Source organism: Halomonas piscis (assembly GCF_031886125.1).
In the GTDB taxonomy this organism is placed as follows: domain Bacteria; phylum Pseudomonadota; class Gammaproteobacteria; order Pseudomonadales; family Halomonadaceae; genus Vreelandella; species Vreelandella piscis.
Window position 1 is genome coordinate 2,584,620 of the sequence record NZ_CP119391.1, and the last position, 16,550, is coordinate 2,601,169.

The 16,550-nt window shown below is 57.7% G+C and carries 13 protein-coding genes and 4 pseudogenes; 9 read left to right on the forward strand and 8 right to left on the reverse strand.

Features of this window, described 5'->3' with window-relative positions:
* Window positions 1-750 (reverse strand): IS5 family transposase, encoded by a 750-nt coding sequence (locus P1P91_RS12125; protein ID WP_311881913.1) that lies wholly within the window; start codon window positions 748-750, stop codon window positions 1-3.
* 39 nt (window positions 751-789) lie between these two features.
* On the opposite strand from P1P91_RS12125, the gene P1P91_RS15180 reads away from it, so the two are divergent.
* Window positions 790-1,197, forward strand: a complete 408-nt coding sequence (locus P1P91_RS15180; protein WP_407650539.1) for a LysR family transcriptional regulator substrate-binding protein — start codon at window positions 790-792, stop codon at window positions 1,195-1,197.
* Window positions 1,198-1,613: 416 nt separating this feature from the next.
* Window positions 1,614-1,904 (forward strand): annotated as a pseudogene (locus tag P1P91_RS12130) (transposase); the annotation flags it as partial.
* Window positions 1,905-1,917: 13 nt separating this feature from the next.
* On the opposite strand, the gene P1P91_RS12135 reads toward P1P91_RS12130, so the two are convergent.
* Together P1P91_RS12135 and P1P91_RS12140 are read right to left on the reverse strand one after the other, a co-directional pair.
* Window positions 1,918-2,669, reverse strand: a protein-coding gene (locus tag P1P91_RS12135) for an IS5 family transposase (protein WP_407650535.1) whose coding sequence is annotated in 2 segments (ribosomal slippage) — window positions 1,918-2,334 and window positions 2,337-2,669 — 750 coding nt in all. Because the reading frame shifts where the segments join, the coding sequence is not laid out codon by codon here.
* A gap of 229 nt (window positions 2,670-2,898) precedes the next feature.
* On the reverse strand, window positions 2,899-4,077 hold the full coding sequence (locus P1P91_RS12140; RefSeq protein ID WP_311882931.1) for an IS701 family transposase: 1,179 nt from the start codon (window positions 4,075-4,077) through the stop codon (window positions 2,899-2,901).
* A gap of 91 nt (window positions 4,078-4,168) precedes the next feature.
* Here P1P91_RS12140 and P1P91_RS12145 point away from each other — a divergent pair, with 91 nt between their 5' ends.
* The gene (locus tag P1P91_RS12145; RefSeq protein ID WP_311882932.1) at window positions 4,169-5,161 is read left to right on the forward strand and encodes an IS30 family transposase; all 993 of its coding nucleotides are present in this window, start codon (window positions 4,169-4,171) and stop codon (window positions 5,159-5,161) included.
* A gap of 186 nt (window positions 5,162-5,347) precedes the next feature.
* Entirely contained in the window at window positions 5,348-6,097 is a 750-nt protein-coding gene (locus P1P91_RS12150; RefSeq protein ID WP_311881892.1) for an IS5 family transposase, read from the forward strand.
* 273 nt (window positions 6,098-6,370) lie between these two features.
* Here P1P91_RS12150 and P1P91_RS12155 read toward each other — a convergent pair.
* From P1P91_RS12155 to P1P91_RS12165, 3 genes and pseudogenes are all read right to left on the reverse strand, one after another.
* A pseudogene (locus P1P91_RS12155) lies at window positions 6,371-7,758 on the reverse strand (IS1380 family transposase).
* Between the two features lie 312 nt (window positions 7,759-8,070).
* Window positions 8,071-9,438, reverse strand: coding sequence for a sensor histidine kinase (locus P1P91_RS12160; protein WP_311882933.1), 1,368 nt, complete (start codon window positions 9,436-9,438; stop codon window positions 8,071-8,073).
* The gene (locus tag P1P91_RS12165) at window positions 9,435-10,109 is read right to left on the reverse strand and encodes a response regulator transcription factor (RefSeq protein WP_311882934.1); all 675 of its coding nucleotides are present in this window, start codon (window positions 10,107-10,109) and stop codon (window positions 9,435-9,437) included. Before P1P91_RS12165 ends, P1P91_RS12160 begins: the two co-directional genes overlap by 4 nt.
* A 139-nt stretch (window positions 10,110-10,248) precedes the next feature.
* Here P1P91_RS12165 and P1P91_RS12170 point away from each other — a divergent pair.
* The 3 genes and pseudogenes from P1P91_RS12170 to P1P91_RS12180 all read left to right on the forward strand — a co-directional run.
* A pseudogene (locus tag P1P91_RS12170) lies at window positions 10,249-10,677 on the forward strand (IS5 family transposase); the annotation flags it as partial.
* Between the two features lie 111 nt (window positions 10,678-10,788).
* The gene (locus P1P91_RS12175; RefSeq protein WP_311882096.1) at window positions 10,789-11,985 is read left to right on the forward strand and encodes an IS4 family transposase; all 1,197 of its coding nucleotides are present in this window, start codon (window positions 10,789-10,791) and stop codon (window positions 11,983-11,985) included.
* 38 nt (window positions 11,986-12,023) lie between these two features.
* Window positions 12,024-12,341, forward strand: a pseudogene (locus P1P91_RS12180) (transposase); the annotation flags it as partial.
* A gap of 14 nt (window positions 12,342-12,355) precedes the next feature.
* Here P1P91_RS12180 and P1P91_RS12185 read toward each other — a convergent pair.
* On the reverse strand, window positions 12,356-12,724 hold the full coding sequence (locus tag P1P91_RS12185; RefSeq protein ID WP_311882936.1) for a hypothetical protein: 369 nt from the start codon (window positions 12,722-12,724) through the stop codon (window positions 12,356-12,358).
* Between the two features lie 160 nt (window positions 12,725-12,884).
* On the opposite strand from P1P91_RS12185, the gene P1P91_RS12190 reads away from it, so the two are divergent.
* Window positions 12,885-13,361, forward strand: coding sequence for a PepSY domain-containing protein (locus P1P91_RS12190; RefSeq protein ID WP_311882937.1), 477 nt, complete (start codon window positions 12,885-12,887; stop codon window positions 13,359-13,361).
* 145 nt (window positions 13,362-13,506) lie between these two features.
* On the opposite strand, the gene P1P91_RS12195 is transcribed toward P1P91_RS12190, so the two are convergent.
* The gene (locus P1P91_RS12195; protein WP_311882938.1) at window positions 13,507-14,571 is read right to left on the reverse strand and encodes a class I SAM-dependent methyltransferase; all 1,065 of its coding nucleotides are present in this window, start codon (window positions 14,569-14,571) and stop codon (window positions 13,507-13,509) included.
* Between the two features lie 407 nt (window positions 14,572-14,978).
* Between P1P91_RS12195 and P1P91_RS12200 the strand changes: the two genes are divergently transcribed.
* Window positions 14,979-16,546, forward strand: a protein-coding gene (locus tag P1P91_RS12200; RefSeq protein WP_376717216.1) for an IS3 family transposase whose coding sequence is annotated in 2 segments (ribosomal slippage) — window positions 14,979-15,432 and window positions 15,432-16,546 — 1,569 coding nt in all. Because the reading frame shifts where the segments join, the coding sequence is not laid out codon by codon here.
* Window positions 16,547-16,550 lie beyond the last annotated feature (4 nt).

Sequence of the window (16,550 nt, forward strand, 5' to 3'; positions counted from 1 at the left end):
TCACATTGGTAGCCATAAAAAGCCGCATGCCAAGGCCACCATGCTTTCGTAATTTCGTTTGAGCTTATCGTAGCGCGTCGCAATGGCGCGATACGGTTTCAATCGAGCAAAGGCATTCTCAACCAGATGCCGGTAGCGATATAACCCTCTGTCCAGATTGGCATTTCCTTTTTTCGAGTTACGCCTGCGTGGAATGACGGCAGCCATTCCTTTGGCTTCGACCTGCTCACGGATACGTTCACTGTCATAGCCTTTGTCAGCCACCAGCGCGTCACCTGCCGGCAAACCGTCAATCAATGCCTGGGCTTCCGTGCTGTCGTGCACTTCACCCCCGGTTATTCTGAAGGCGATCGGCAACCCATAAGCATCCACGGCCAAGTGGATCTTGCTGGTATTGCCTGCACGACTTTTGCCAATGGCTTCTGCATCTTCCGTGGCAGCCCCAGTGCTATCTTGGTGAGCCTTGACGTAGGAACCATCAATAAATAGCCACTCGACATCAGGATCTTCCACCAGAGAGATGAAAATCCTCATCAGCTTTCCACTCGCTGACCAGGCGTTGAAGCGCTTGTAGACCGTGTTCCAGGGGCCAAACGCCTCCGGTAGGTCCCGCCACGGGCAGCCGGTTCGCATCCGATAAAGGATGCCTTCCACCGTGGTACGCAGATCGGTCTTGTCATAAATACCTTGTTGAAGCAGGATAGATTTCAGCTTCGGCCAGTGTTCATCCGTGAGCATTTGTCGGGGCATGGCAGGCTTGCAGTTTGTTGGCTTAGGAACCTTTATTCTGTGAGCTTGCCCCTATCCTGCCAATACCCCTGCCATGAAACGTCAACAGACCCTAGTAACCTTGAGGTTTCCCTTGATCAAGCTAGTGACTTCCCACTAATAATTTCTTCAGGTGGATGCGAGGATTTAGTATATAAATTTTTCGAAGAATCAGGGGTTTCACGAAATGAACTTTTGATTCGCTTATGGGTTAATGATTTCAGCACTTTAATTCAAATGGTTAGAAGTGACATTGGCGCCTCTATTGTTCCTAGACTTGCACTACGCAAGGAAGACAGTAGAGGCATTGAGACACTAAGCCTAAAGCCTAGCTTGTATAGATCTATCATAGTTTTCGGACTGACGATAAATATGGATCGTCCTGAGGTAAAATATTTCTTCGAAAACTTCAAGAGCGAGTCAAAATAATTACTAATAATGAAATAAAACAGGCGATAAATTAGCCTATTTGAAAAATCACATTGTTGATGCGCCTGATAACTTTATTCTGCGGAAGAGCACTCAACAATTACTAAGAAGTACCCGCATGAAGATAAACATGTATAAATATCGAGGCACCTATAGCGAATAGGGTGATTTTTCCTGAATTCACGACACGTACCGATATCTGAAACAGCGTACTTAGATTCATAAAATAACTACAACCATTTGGACCACAAGATAGAAGCAGGAGGGTCTGCACCGTTGCCCTCCCTGCTTTACCGACCAAAGTGAAGCAGAACATGGATTCCGACAGCTGACCCAGACACAACGATACCAGATTTACGCTCGTGATGACTTAGATATGAGCCAGCGGCAGATCGCTAGAGAGCTCGGGCTCCACGGCAGACAAGGGTTACGACAGCAATGCATTACGACATTACTGCACACGTTACGGCATGCGCCCGATTATCCCCCGACGCCTTTTGGATCGACGCCCACGGCCAGTCCTACCGCATCAGTTTGACCGGCCCAAGTATCGCCAGCATAATATGGTAGAGTGGCTCTTTGGCTGGCTCAAGGAAAAACGCCAACTTAATACTCGGTACGATAAGCTCGCCAGCAGTTACAGAGCGATGGTGACGCTGGCTTGCATTGAGCGGTGTATGAGAGTCGACTTTTCAGACAAAACCTAGGGGGCGTTAACAATTAGGCCAGCCATATGGCGGCTGACACGAGGCAGAGGAGTGACTGGTAGTTTCTTGCCAGTCGCTCATAGCGTGTAGATAACCGCCGGAACTTCTTGATTTTCTGAAAGAACCTCTCCACCAGATTGCGATCTTGGTAACAGTGCCAGTCTACTTCAATGCGCGCCAAACGATTCTTTTTCGGAGGAATCACCGGCTCGGCACCTGCGGCCTGAATCATGTCCCGCAGAGCAGTGGAGTCATACCCCTTGTCGCCCAGCACTGCTTGCGGGGAAAAACCTTCCAGTAGAGCGGGAGCAGCACCATACTCCGACGCCTGGCCCGGTGTGAGAACCAATCGTACTGGGTTACCTAACGCATCGACTGCGGCATGAATTTTGGTGCTCAATCCGCCTCGAGATTTGCCCATGGCTTCGACGTCTTGCGTGTTTTTTTTGACGCTCCATGCTGGTGCACCCTGACGATGCTACCGTCGATCATCAGCTGCTCTAGATCGGGATCGTCGGCTACTGTGTCAAAAATACGCTGCCAAACGCCCTTTCGTGACCAACGGTTATACCGCATGTAGACGGTGTGCCAGCGCCCAAAAGATTCGGGAAGATCACGCCACGGGGCGCCGGTCCGAGCGATCCAGAGCACGGCTTCCACGAACAGGCGATTGTCCTTGGCAGTTACCCCACAGTCTGAGGCTTTGCCGGGGAGCAGGTGCTCGATTCGCTCCCACTGATCATCGCGTAACTTCAACCGACTCATGGCCCACCAAAATCTATGAATACTAAATCAATTTAAACGAAACTAATGATTGTTAACACACCCTAGTACTACAGCCGTAACTACTGCTGTGATCGTTCATGCATTGCCATCCGGGTTTGCTGCTGCCGACAGTGGCACTGCCAAGCTCGGTATTGGTGCTTTCGTCGCCAGTCCGACCAATGAAGCACATGGGACAGGGCCTGTTGACCTTGCCATAGATATCTCCCGATTAGTCGTCTGAGCTCGGAGAGTGTCCACTGAATCCTGTCGGAACGAGTTTTTTTTGCTGATGACTCGCTTGCCGTATCGCCACCAACAAGGCGTGGGCGAGCAGCGACAAGGTTATGTGGCGATGCCAGCTGGCCCAGCGCCTCACCTCATACTCATCCAGACCGCATTCCCCCTTGGCCGCCTGAAAACCCTGCTCGATTTTCCAGCGCTGACCCGCGACTCGAACCAGCGTCTCTATTGATACCCAGTCTCTGGGCGCATGGACCACATAATAGGCCAACTCATCCGGTGTCGAGAGGCTGCGTCGGATCAGGAGGTAATGTCCCCAGTGGCGTGCCTCTTCCGTAGGCTGCAGCCTTGTCAGCGGCGTCAATGCCCAGTCGTACCAGCGTTCGCCCTTGCTGCCTGAGCCGGCGGACAAGGTCTGCCAGGCGTCATCCGGCAGTGCCGCCGCGATGTCGTCAGCTCGCGTATACTGAAAGCTCTGCCACCACAAGGGCTCGTTGCAAGCCACTTCTAAAACAAAGGGTTGCGACCGTTCCTCCAGCCATAGGCGCAGGCTACGGTTGCCACCATAGACACTATCCCCCGTCACCCAGGCGGCCGGTATGCCCTGATCCATCGCGCGCTCCAGCATCCGGCGAGCAAGCTCGGGTTTGCTGGCGAATTCGACGTCATCTGGGATCCCGGCACGCCGACAACGTTCACGATCCTGTGTCCAGGACTTGGGCAAGTACAGGGCGCGATCCAGAAAGGCATGCCCTGTCGGACCGGCATAGAGGAGAAAGACCCCGATCTGACTATTTTCGATACGGCCGGCGGTGCCACTGTACTGGCGTTGCACGCCGGCCGAATACTGGCCTTTCTTGATAAAGCCGGTCTCGTCCAGGACCAGGACACCCTCTGAGGAGCCCAGCGTATCGATGACCCATTGGCGGAGGACATCGCGTGCTGCGTCCACATCCCAGCGGGCACGATCCAACAAGTACTGCACCCCATCCGGGGTGGCATCGCCAAGCCACTCGGCAAGATGCCAGCTATTCTTACGTTCGCACTGACTGAGCAGCCCTTGAAGGTAGCGTAGGGCACGATCGCGCGTCTCAGAGCGCGGGAAGAGGGGGCCTAACCGATCTGCCAGGTCATCCAACAATGCTGAGACAGAGAGACCTGAATTCATAGAATAACTGCAGCACTTTGGACCACAAGGTAGAGGCAGGAGGGCCAGTGCCGGTACCCTCCCTGCTTTACCGACCAAAGTGAAGCAGAGCATGGGATACCAACAGCTGACCCAGACACAACGATACCAGATTTACGCCCGCCATGACTTGGGCAGGAGCCAGCGACAGATTGCCAGGGAACTCGGGCTCCACAGCAGCACGATTAGCCGTGAGCTGCGCCGCAACGCGACGGCCAGTGGCTATGATCCTGAACAGGCTCAGGCTTGTAGCGATCACCGACGACGTACCGCCCGCAAGTGGACGAAGCGCTTGCCCAGCTTGATCGCGGCGGTGGCCGACCGACTTCGTGAAGAATGGAGCCCAGAGCAGATCAGTGGATTCATGGCACCGTTGGCCGGTATCGGCGTTAGCCATCAGTGGATTTATTCCCTGGTCTGGGAGGACAAGGCCCGCGGCGGCACGCTTTGGCAGCATCTCCGGCAGCCCAAGAGGCGCAGCAAGCACCGTGCTCACGCCAAAAACGCCGGGCTTGGCAAGATACCTGATCGCGTGGGCATCGAGCATCGTCCGGCCGAGGTTGAGAATCGGCGCCACATCGGCCACTGGGAGGGTGACACGGTGCTTCAGGGACATAAGCAATCAGGCATTGTCACGCTGGTTGAGCGCCGCAGCGGCTATCTATTGGCGGCACGGCTACCCAGCATTACAGCGGCGTTGACGAAAGCGGCCATGATCCGCCTGCTGAAGCCTCGTCGAGGTGCGGTGAAAACGATCACGCTGGATAATGGCTCGGAGTTTTCGGAGCACCAGGCCGTGGCGAGCGCCGTAGCAGCGAGAACCTACTTTTGCGACGCCTATTGCTCAGGGCAACGTGGCACCAATGAAAACACCAATGGCTTGATTCGGCAGTATTTTCCCAAGGGAACCAGCTTCCGCCAAGTCACCGATGCCGAGCTACGCAGGGTGGTGAGAAAGCTCAATGACCGCCCCCGAAAACGACTCGGCTATCGAACACCGGCACAGGTGTTTCTGGGGGAGTACTCTGGAGCACTGAATACCGCAGGTGCTGCGCTTATTGTTTGAATCCAGGAGATCCAGTTCTTGCATTCTTCACCCTATGATCGCTTCCATATCAACTACATGCATTGTAACTGATGAAGTTACGGCTGTAGTACTAGGGCCTGTTGACGTTTCATGGCAGGGGTATTGGCAGGATAGGGGCAAGCTCGCAGAATAAAGGTTCCTACACCAACAAACTGCAAGCCTGCCATGCCCCGACAAATGCTCACGGATGAACACTGGTCGAAGCTGAAACCTATCCTGCTTCAACAAGGTATTTATGACAAGGCCGACTTGCGTACCACGATAGAAGGCATCCTTTATCGGATGCGCACCGGCTGCCCGTGGCGGGACCTACCGGAGACGTTTGGCCCCTGGAACACGGTCTACAAGCGTTTTAACGCCTGGTCAGCGAGTGGAAAGCTGATGAGGCTTTTCAGCTCTCTGGTGGAGGAGCCTGATGTTGAGTGGCTGTTCATTGATGGCTCCTACGTCAAGGCCCACCAGGACAGCACCGGAGCTGCCACGGAAGACGCAGAAGCTATTGGCAAAAGTCGTGCAGGCAATACCAGCAAGATCCACTTGACCGTAGATGCCTATGGGCTACCGATCACCTTCAGAATAACCGGGGGTGAGGTGCACGACAGCACGGAAGCCCGGGCATTGATTGACGATTTGCCAGCGGGTGATGCATTGGTGGCTGACAAGGGCTATGACAGCGAGCGTATCCGTGAACAGATCGAAGCCAAGGGCATGGCTGCCGTCATTCCACGCAAACGCAACTCAAAGAAAGGAAATGCCAATCTGGACAGAGGCTTATATCGCTATCGGCATCTGGTTGAGAATGCCTTTGCTCGATTGAAGCCGTATCGCGCCATCGCAACGCGTTACGACAAGCTCAAGCGAAACTACGAAAGCATGGTGGCCTTGGCCTGCGGCTTTTTATGGCTACCAATGTGAAACGTCAACACGCCCTAATTGTTTAGTCCCGAGGTGTAGTGGTCTATCCCGCCTATTTCATCACAGCCTTCGCCGAGCGGCATTTCGGGGCTTCCCGACGGTGCTGACTGAGTGACCGCTGAATTCCGTCTCCGAACAGCGCGGCATTGATAGCCTTTAGTTTTCATTTCTGTCGATTTTATTGCCCTCAGCTATTGATCGCTGTCGATCGGCCACGGGCGATGCTCGGCGAGACGCCGATCTCGGTAGCTATTCGTGCTGTCGTGGCGTGAGCTACGCTAAGGCGCCCCATCGGGGTAGCGCCTTCAGCGCCGAGGGCCACCATCGGTTTGCGGCAGCGCCCAGCCGCAGCGTGATCTGCCGGGCGTGCACCGTGATCGTCGCCGCGACCTTGAGCAGTTGCTCTCGCAGCCGTATCAGGCTCCAGCCCTGCTGCGTCTGACCCTCGATCAGGCAGCGCAGCCCATGCAAGACCTGGTAGGCGCAGAGACTCAGCAACAGGTTGACCTGGTTGCGTGCCATCACGTCCTGCACCGTGGAGGCGCCGCGATCCGTCGACGAGAGGTGAACGTTGAGGGCCGACTTCAGCTCCCCCATGTGGGCCTCGGCCTTGCCACGCTTGCGGTACAGCGCTAACACCGTCTCCGGTGGATAATCGAGCTTGTTGAGGTTGGTGACCAGGAAGAAGGCGTGGAACAACAGATCGTCGGGATTCTCCTGAACCACCAGCACCACGCGGCGCGGTGACGCCCAACTCTCCGCCTGGTATTCCAGGTCATGGCACCATTCGCGGGGTGTCTCGGGCGGTCTGCCAGGCGGCCGGGTGAGGTAAGGCTCTGCCTTGGCCTGCAATACCGAGTTGCTCTTCAGCCTCCCCAGATAGGCGATGTCCCGGGCGTCCATGGCACGCAGCGTCTCGCCATCGGTGAAGCCGGCATCCAGGCGCACCCGGATCTGCGCCACGTCCAGATTCAGGCCTTCCGCCATGCGCTGCACCAGATGGGGAATCCAGGTATCGGCATCCTCGGCCGGTCCGACATTGCCCTCGCGCAACAGGCCGCCCAGCATGTCGCCGGTCTCGGCGATGGAGGCAATCAGCGGCGAGTAAATGCGGGCCCCGGCATAGCGATTGAAGGCGGAGCCACCTTGGTGACCAAAGACCTCGATCGGCAGGCCGTCAATATCCAGGGTCAAGTGCTTGGGCCGTTTACCGCTGTATAGCGAGCGCAGTCGCCAGATGGCCAGGCGCAGCAAGCCCTCGTGGAGCGTATCGATGTTGTCATCCATCCCCAGACAGCCGAGTAGCCGTGACAGGGTCGCTTGGGAGGGACACGCCTGGCCCAGGGGGGTCAGTCCACGGCCTCGCTACATGCCAAGTGCCAGAGCGGGTCCTGCTGGAGCGTGCCGGTATCGCTCAGGTCGTACCAGCCCATGGCGCGCTGGAGCACCACGGTGCGGATCTGACGGGCCAACGAATGGCGGACCCGCAGCGGGTCACGCGGGTCGATGAGGTGGTCTTCCATGGCCTCGATGACACCGCTGCGATCGAGGGCTTCACGGAGCAACAAGGTGCCGGCATCACTGGTGGTCGCGGCGCCGCTGAGCTGGACGTTGATGGAGCCGTTGCAAGAGGGCGACCAGGTCGTTAGGGTTTCACCCATGGCGGTTGGTCCTCTGGAATCAGGCTCTTGGTCGAATTTTCTGATTTATCAAGAGGATACCATCCGCCATCTTCTTTTCCAGGACTGCCCGGTGAATATCCAGGGATCATGTGCAATACCCTAGCGCCGTCGTTACATCTGTCTTTCGATGCTTATACGGCTCCAAGCGCCAAATTAGCATTTCCCCATTCAGCCTTCCACATTCCTGCCACATTTCTCATGCTTTTTTCGTAGTGGCACAAAAAAGCGCCTTCGTAGAGGTGCTTTTCCATCAGGGCGGGCGGCTGTAAGCTTCATCCGGTGTGGTCTGCGTTATTTACCCGCGACGACGGGCAGTTCCACCATCACTTTTAACCCGCCGGCGCTGGCGCGGCTCAGCTTCATACGACCACTGTAAAGAGCCACCAGATCAGTCACAATCGCCAGCCCCAGGCCACTACCCGGGCGCTGTTCGTCCAGTCGTTTGCCGCGCTGTACCGCCTGCTGACACTCCGCTTCGGACATACCGGGGCCATCATCGCTAACGGTTAAGGTTAACTGCTGCTCGCCTCCTGCTACCTTTAGCTGCACATCGCCGTGTGCCCAGCGCAGCGCATTATCCAGCAAGTTGCCTACCAGCTCCTGGATATCCTGCTCATCCATATGCACCTTGATGTCACCCGCCCAGGTGGGGCGCAGCGCAATGCCGCGCCGCTGGGCAAGCCTGGCCAGCCCATGGAGCAGCGGCGCCAGGGTGACGTGCAAATCAATGGGCGCAAAGTGTGCGCCTTCGCCCGCTGCCGATGCCCGCGCCAGGTGGTGGCGTACCGCACTATCCACGCGCGCCAGCTCCACTTCCCAGGCGGCACGGTTCTCTTGTGGCAGTTGTCGTAGCTGTAAGCGCATCACACTCAGCGGTGTTTTCAGCGCATGGGCAAGGTTGCCAGCGGTATGGCGTCCGCGCTCGATCAGGCGCTGATCGCGGACCAGCACCGCGTTCATCGAGGCTGCCAGGGTCGCCAGTTCATCAGGCAAGCGGGTATCCAACTGCTCCGCACTCCCCTGCTCTACATCCTTTAGATTGGCGTGCATGCGGCGCAGCGGCGCCAGCCCCCAGCGCACCTGCAGCGCCAATACGCCCAGCAGCAGCACGCCAAGGCCGGCCATACCACCCCACAGCAGGCGTTGAAATTCACCAATATCCCGGGCTAATGCATCGTCTTGCGCGGCCACACTAATATGCAGCGGCGCTGCTAACGGCGCCAGGTAGATATCGCGCTCCACCACCCGCAGCGACTGGCTTCGGGGGCCGGGTATCGAGCGGGCGCTAATCGCGTCATTGTCGATGACCGGCAGGCGCTGATCCCACAGTGAACGCGAAGCCAGGGTGTTTTCCGCGCCATCGGTAATTTGCCAGTACCAGCCGGAGTAGACATTCTCAAAACGCGGATCTCCCAACGCCCGGTCGTGGACGAGCTGCTGTTCAAGGCGATCATAGGTAACGCCCGCGATAATGACGTTCAGGGTGGCCCCCAGGCGCTCGTCAAAGGCCTGCGTGGCCGAAGTACGGTAGTGATGAAACAGCAGCGTACCCGCGATGGGCAGCGCCAGCCCGACCATCACCAAGGCGGCCAGCAGTAGCCGCACGCTGATAGAGCGCTTTGCCCAGCGGTCTTTCCAGGCGGTGGTATTCTGGCTCATTCGCCAGCAGGCTCTTCAGCCAATAGCCGATAGCCCTGACCACGCAGGGTAGCAATGCGCCAGCTACCCAATTTTCGGCGCAGACGGCTGACCTGAACATCAATCACGTTGGAGTCCGGTTCGTGGTCGCGGTCGTAAACGTGCTCTGAAAGCTCAGTACGGCTGACGATCCGCGGCGCGGCGTGCATCAAATAACCCAGCAGACGGGTCTCCTGGGCGGTTAACCCCACCGGGCGACCTGCAAGCGAAACGTGCTGAGTATGAGTATCCAGACTCAGCTCGCCCACTTTCAGCACCGGGTGGGCGTGACCATGACTGCGGCGCACCAGGGCGCGCAGGCGAAAGAGTACTTCCGCCGATTCGAACGGTTTGGTGACGTAATCATCGGCACCGGCGGTAAATCCTGCGGCTTTATCGGCCCAGCGCTCTCGGGCGGTAAGGATCAGCACCGGCAGGTCGATGCCATCTTCCCGCCAGGCGGAAAGCCAGCGGGTGCCATCGCCATCGGGCAGTCCAACATCCAGAATCAGCGTGTCGTAGGCTTCCGTACGCACTAGAAAATCAGCGTCCTGGCCCGTCGCCGCATGCTCTACCAACCAGTCTCCGTCGCGTAGCGCCTGGCTGAGTTCACGGGTGAGCGCCTGGTCATCCTCTACCAACAAACACTTCATCGGCTAACTACCCTTCTTTTGATATGGCAAATGGGAGCAACAGGCTAGGGCCTGTTGACGTTTCATGGCAGGGGTATTGGCAGGATAGGGGCAAGCTCGCAGAATAAAGGTTCCTACACCAACAAACTGCAAGCCTGCCATGCCCCGACAAATGCTCACGGATGAACACTGGTCGAAGCTGAAACCTATCCTGCTTCAACAAGGTATTTATGACAAGGCCGACTTGCGTACCACAATAGAAGGCATCCTTTATCGGATGCGCACCGGCTGCCCGTGGCGGGACCTACCGGAGACGTTTGGCCCCTGGAACACGGTCTACAAGCGTTTTAACGCCTGGTCAGCGAGTGGAAAGCTGATGAGGCTTTTCAGCTCTCTGGTGGAGGAGCCTGATGTTGAGTGGCTGTTCATTGATGGCTCCTACGTCAAGGCCCACCAGGACAGCACCGGAGCTGCCACGGAAGACGCAGAAGCTATTGGCAAAAGTCGTGCAGGCAATACCAGCAAGATCCACTTGACCGTAGATGCCTATGGGCTACCGATCACCTTCAGAATAACCGGGGGTGAGGTCTGAGGAATCCCCATGAAATGGGTAATAAAATCAGCATGATAGGATTGAAAAAGCCTGCATGAGTCATGCATGTTGTGAGTTACGACACACAACAACATGCGAAGGAGACCCATGCAGGCCCCTCGATTCTTGCATAACTTGCTGACGTCTTCACTCTCCGTGATCCATGCCAAGCGGCTACAGACCGTCCTCGATACCGTTGGCGCTCTGCTGGGCGAGCGACGTCTGGGATTAACGGCCATTGGCCGTGCGTTGCCGAGCTCGACGGATGCCAAGCACGCCATCAAACGAGTCGATCGACTATTAGGCAACCCTCACCTTCATCAGGAACGACCGCTGTTCTATTGGCTCATGGCCTCGCTGCTGATCGGCCATACAACGCGCCCACTGATTCTGGTGGACTGGTCGCCGATTGATGACCGCGGCAGGCATTTCCTGCTGCGTGCGGCGGTGCCCTTCGCCGGGCGATCGCTGCCCATCTTCGAGAAGGTTCATCACAAGGAAGGATGCCCATACTGTGAAGCCTATCTGCTGGATGCGCTGGCAAGGATCCTGCCCGACAAGGCCACGCCGATCCTGGTGACCGATGCCGGCTTTCGTAACCCGTGGTTTCGGGCCGTTGAAGCGCGCGGCTGGTATATCGTTGGACGGGTCCGTCAGCCCGCCCGTTACCAGGCGTCAGGCGAAGCATGGCAACCCGTGAAGACCCTGTTTCAACACGCGACATCGGAACCGCAGGCGTGGGGCTCCGTCCGGATCGCCGAAAACCATCCGTTCCGCGCTCAGATGGTGCTCTATTATCGACCGCCACGGGGACGTAAGCATCGCAATAAACAAGGCCGGATCTCTCGGGACGGCGGCAGCCGGACGATCGCCCGGCGTCAGCAGGAGCCCTGGGTGCTGGTCAGCAATCTGCCGGACCGCTCAACGCTGGCGAATAAAGTGGTAACGATCTACCGACAGCGCATGCAGATTGAGGAAGGGTTCCGCGATGTCAAAAGTCCCTTGTTCGGGCTGGGCTTCGGCATGCATCAGTCTCGCCAGGGCAAGCGCATCGAGGTCCTGCTGCTGATCGCCATGTTGGCGAACGTGGCCATGATGGTGGCCGGCCTGGATGTCCGAGCCCGGGGGCAACAGCGGCGCTATCAGAGCAACAGTATCCGGCACCGGAGCGTGCTTTCCGTGTGGCGCCTGGGCTTGGAATGTCTTCGTCGTCATCAACCCGACGCCGTGCCTTGGCCTGCTTGGACAACCCTCCGAGCACGACTTCGCGAGGAAGTCAGGGAGCAGAGCCTATGCGGCGAGTAGCAACATATTCGTGGGGATTCGTCAGGGGTGAGGTGCACGACAGCACGGAAGCCCGGGCATTGATTGACGATTTGCCAGCGGGTGATGCATTGGTGGCTGACAAGGGCTATGACAGCGAGCGTATCCGTGAACAGATCGAAGCCAAGGGCATGGCTGCCGTCATTCCACGTAAACGCAACTCAAAGAAAGGAAATGCCAATCTGGACAGAGGCTTATATCGCTATCGGCATCTGGTTGAGAATGCCTTTGCTCGATTGAAGCCGTATCGCGCCATCGCAACGCGTTACGACAAGCTCAAGCGAAACTACGAAAGCATGGTGGCCTTGGCCTGCGGCTTTTTATGGCTACCAATGTGAAACGTCAACACGCCCTAACGTCGCATATCGTTGATACGCACTCCCTCGATGGACATCAACTGGCCGTTATGGCCGTCAAATTCGAACTCGACGACTTGCCCTTGCGGACCCAGCAGCTTGATTTCGTACTCGACCTCTCCCTCTTCACGCTCTACCTCAACCTCCAGCACTTCACCTATATAGTGGGCTTCCAGCCAATCCAGAATGGAGTCGAGAGGCACCACTTCACCACGGCGTACTTCGTCGTGTAACGATTCCCAATGCTGATTGCCCGCAGCGCTGCCCACCAGCAGTAGCACCAGGCCTAAACCAGTGACATTGCGGCGAGCGCTTCGCTGGAAGCTGCCCAGCGGCTGTATAAGACGACGGAATAGGTTACGCATAATACCAGCATGCCAAAAGCAACATGAACGCTAGATGAACAGCTTCTTCAGCTTAAGGAAAGTATCGCAGTGGTATAAATTCCCTATCGCATCCGCTGAATGCGATTGATCCATTCTCGTACAGAGACTCCTGTACAAATACGTAAGGAAGGAATTTGCCATGAACACCATGAAAAAAATGCTGCTGGTCCCGACCTCTGCCCTGCTGCTTGCCGCTGCTGCAGGTAGCGCCCAGGCCGATTCACTGCCGATGGACCGCATCGATGACGTATTGACCCACGCCAGTGAATACGGCTTCAGCCACTACGAAGAAGTCAGCATTGAAAACCGTGGCCGCGTAGAGGTGGAAGGTTGGCTCGACGATGAGTGGTCCGCCGACGTGGAGTTTTCCCTCGATAACGGTGACACACTGCACGAACAGCGTGAGCGCCTGATCACCAGTGCCTGGGGCATGAGCGAAGACGATATCCGCCAGGCGCTGGACGTGGCAAGTCAGGAGGGAATGGTTGAGTTTGAAGATCTCGATATCGACAAGACCGGTATCATCGATGTGGAAGGCCGCGATAAGGACGGGCGTGAGCTGGAAATCAGCGTGCGTCAGGGTTCTTCCGAAGTCACCCAAATTGAGCGCGATTAATGTCTCCAGCTAAGCGCTTCGCAGGCTCCCCACGGGGAGCCTGCGAAGCTTTTGTCAGTGCAGCCTTCAGTGCGCGGCCTGCTTACCCGCCGCAAGGCGCGCCATCAGCTCGCGGGATTCCATGTTCAGTTCGGTATCCCGGCTCTTATGCCGGTATTAAACACCACAGCGAGGTAACTTCCGCGCTGCGTGCGGCATGGAGCGGGTCTGCGCTGTCCTGGCTGCGGCCGTGCTTGGGCTCGGTGTCGAGCCGGTATTTAACCTCCAGTTTCGCCTCGGCAAACCACGCTAGCAGCTGCTCTCGGGTACGCAGCTGCAGGTGCTCGGCCAGATCGGACAGGATCAGCCACACCTCCCCGTGCGGAGCCAGGTGCGCACGGACGCCCTGCAAGAAGCCGCGCAGCATCCGGCTTTTGGGATCGTAAACGGCAAGCTCAAGAGACGAGCTGGGCTTCGCCGGCAGCCAGGGCGGGTTGCACACGATCAGGTCGGCCAAAGGCTGCCCCGTCGGGAACAGGTCAACCTCTTGCAGCTGGACTGCCGAGAGCCCGGCACGCTCAACGTTATCTGCCGCGCAGGCCAACGCCCGCGGGTTTGAGTCCGTGGCGACGATCTGTCCTACCCCGCGCTTCGCCAGAATAATCGCCAGTAACCCCGTGCCGGTGCCGATATCAAAGGCCACCTCGTGCCTGGCCGGCAGCGGTGCGTCTTGCAGCAGCGGCACATACTCATGCCGCGTGGGCGCAAACACCCCGTAATGCGGAAAGATCGGCTGATCCAGCCCTTCAATGGGCACGCCTTTCTCGCGCCACTGGGCGGCCCCCAGCGCGCCCTGCAGGTCGCGAAGCGACATCAGGCAAGGCTCATCCAGCACGCCAAAAGCGGCTTCGCAGGCAGCGCTCAGCTCGGGCGCGCGGCGCAGGCGGCTGACGTAGCCGGCATCCAGCTTCAACAGCAGTCGCCCTAACGTTCTCGCCCGCTGGGCCTGGGCCTGACGCTGCTGGTGGAAGGCGCTGGCCGTGGTATTTTCGGCAGAAGGCTGCTTGGCAGACTTGGCGGCTTTGCTAGCCTTACGCTGCTCGGCACGGTTGATGCGACAATTCATGGCCTGCATCAACTGCAGGGCATTATGAAAATCACCGCGCCACAGCAGGTAGTTGCCCTCGCACGCCAGGCGGTAAGCGTGATCGGCCGTCGTCTGGTCATCCACGGGTACGATGTGCGCCGGCGCAGCGTAACCACTCTCGGAAAGCCAAAGCGCCTTGCGAGGTGTCTACCCGTCCTGCCACTGCACGTACGGTTTTTCTGCCTGGGACACGTTCATACCTTTATCTTGTGGATTTTGGGGGTAAGCCAAATGCTTCGTTTCGACTGCCGACCAGGCGCCACGATAGCAGATTCACACCTTCGGTTGACGCCGCCTAGCATCACTCAGGCCAGCGCCCATATATGGCGGTGTAAGGAATGGAGGGGTTCGCGAAATTCTGTACCATTCCCCATGTGAGTGCCACGCCCAACGCTGAAATAAGCGGCGGCGCGTACCCCCTCTGTCAGCCTAGTTGTCCAGTTGGCGATTTCGCCTGAACCAATATCAGAATGGGCGGCACAGGATGGTTTATGCCACGTTATTCCGAAGAGCGTAAGGCCGCGGTACTCAAAAAATTGTTACCGCCAGAAAGCCGCAGTGTGGCGTCGGTTGCCACCGAGGAAGGCATCGCGAACGCAACCCTGTATGGTTGGCTGAAAGCATGCCGACAACAAGGAGTGCCTGTGCCAGGCAAGCGTAAAACCGGGGATGAATGGACAGCTGACGCCAAGCTGGCCGTCGTGATCGAAACCGCCCCTCTGTCAGCGACCGAGCTGGGCGCCTATTGCCGCGAAAAAGGGCTGTATCCCGAGCAAGTGCAGCGCTGGAAGGAGGCGTGCCTTCAAGGGGCGGGCCAGCAGGAGGCGCAGGAAAAGGCGGCTCGGCAGCAGCGTAAAAAAGATCGTCAGACGATCAAGACCCTACAGTCGGAGCTCCAGAAAAAAGAGCACGTTCTGGCAGAGACAACGTCGTTACTGGTGCTCTCAAAAAAGCTCGAGGCCTTGTACGGGGAAGCCCCGGACAACGAGGACGACTGACGTCGCTGAACGAACGTACAAGGCTGTTGAAGGACTTTGACGAAGCGGTCGCCAGTGGTGCCGCCCGCTACAAGGCGGCAGAGCTGATGGGGCTCAGTCAGCGCACGTTGAAACGCTGGCGGTATGCCAGCGGCCAGGTGGCACCAGACCGGCGCCCACAAGCGGAGCGAGTGACACAGCCTCATCAGCTCACCCAGGCGGAGGAAACGGCCATGTTGACGCTATGCAGCGAACCCGAATATCAAAGCTTGCCGCCGTCACAGATCGTCCCGCGCCTGGCCGACCAGGGCCGCTATCTCGCCTCGGAGTCGTCATTTTATCGGGTACTGAAAAAGCATCGGCAGCTGAATCACCGTGGCCGGATGGCACCGGTCCGTCAGGTGACCCAGCCGACCAGTTTTACCGCGTCGGAGCCAAACCAGGTCTGGAGCTGGGACATCAGTTACTGTCCCTCTGCGGTTCGTGGCGAGCACTGGTACCTGTATCTGATCCTGGACGTGTATAGCCGCAAGATAATCGCCTGGGAAGTGCATGACAACGAGTCCGGTGAGCTGGCGAAGCGGTTGATGGAGCGTGCCCTGTTGCGTGAGCGCTGCTGGCACACGCCGCCGATACTGCACTCGGATAACGGCGCGCCCATGACCTCGTACACCCTGCGCGCCCGGCTGGCAGAACTGGGCATGTTGATGTCGCATAGCCGTCCTCGGGTCAGCAACGACAACCCTTACTCGGAGGCGTTGTTCCGTACGGTCAAGTACTGCCCGGCATGGCCAACAAAGGGCTTCACCTCGCTGGGTGCGGTGCGTCAATGGATGCTGACGTTCGAGCATGCCTATAACGAGCGACACCTTCATAGCGGTATCAACTTCGTGACGCCGGCCGACCGGCATCAAGGTAAAGATAAGCAACGTCTGCTCGATCGAAGAGCAGTCTATGAACGTGCCAAGCGTCAGAATCCCGGGCGCTGGTCAGGCGATATCCGGTGCTGGGAAGCCACTGGATCGGTATCGCTCAACCCAGGCAGGCCGCAGGAAATAGAGGGCAATAAAGAGGCTGCTTAGTGGC

Bases quoted from the DNA above. Each gene is read 5' to 3' on its own strand.
- P1P91_RS12125 (WP_311881913.1), bottom strand. From the start codon at position 750: ATGCCCCGACAAATGCTCACGGATGAACACTGGCCGAAGCTGAAATCT.
- P1P91_RS12140 (WP_311882931.1), bottom strand. From the start codon at position 4,077: ATGAATTCAGGTCTCTCTGTCTCAGCATTGTTGGATGACCTGGCAGAT.
- P1P91_RS12145 (WP_311882932.1), top strand. From the start codon at position 4,169: ATGGGATACCAACAGCTGACCCAGACACAACGATACCAGATTTACGCC.
- P1P91_RS12150 (WP_311881892.1), top strand. From the start codon at position 5,348: ATGCCCCGACAAATGCTCACGGATGAACACTGGTCGAAGCTGAAACCT.
- P1P91_RS12160 (WP_311882933.1), bottom strand. From the start codon at position 9,438: ATGAGCCAGAATACCACCGCCTGGAAAGACCGCTGGGCAAAGCGCTCT.
- P1P91_RS12165 (WP_311882934.1), bottom strand. From the start codon at position 10,109: ATGAAGTGTTTGTTGGTAGAGGATGACCAGGCGCTCACCCGTGAACTC.
- P1P91_RS12175 (WP_311882096.1), top strand. From the start codon at position 10,789: ATGCAGGCCCCTCGATTCTTGCATAACTTGCTGACGTCTTCACTCTCC.
- P1P91_RS12185 (WP_311882936.1), bottom strand. From the start codon at position 12,724: ATGCGTAACCTATTCCGTCGTCTTATACAGCCGCTGGGCAGCTTCCAG.
- P1P91_RS12190 (WP_311882937.1), top strand. From the start codon at position 12,885: ATGAACACCATGAAAAAAATGCTGCTGGTCCCGACCTCTGCCCTGCTG.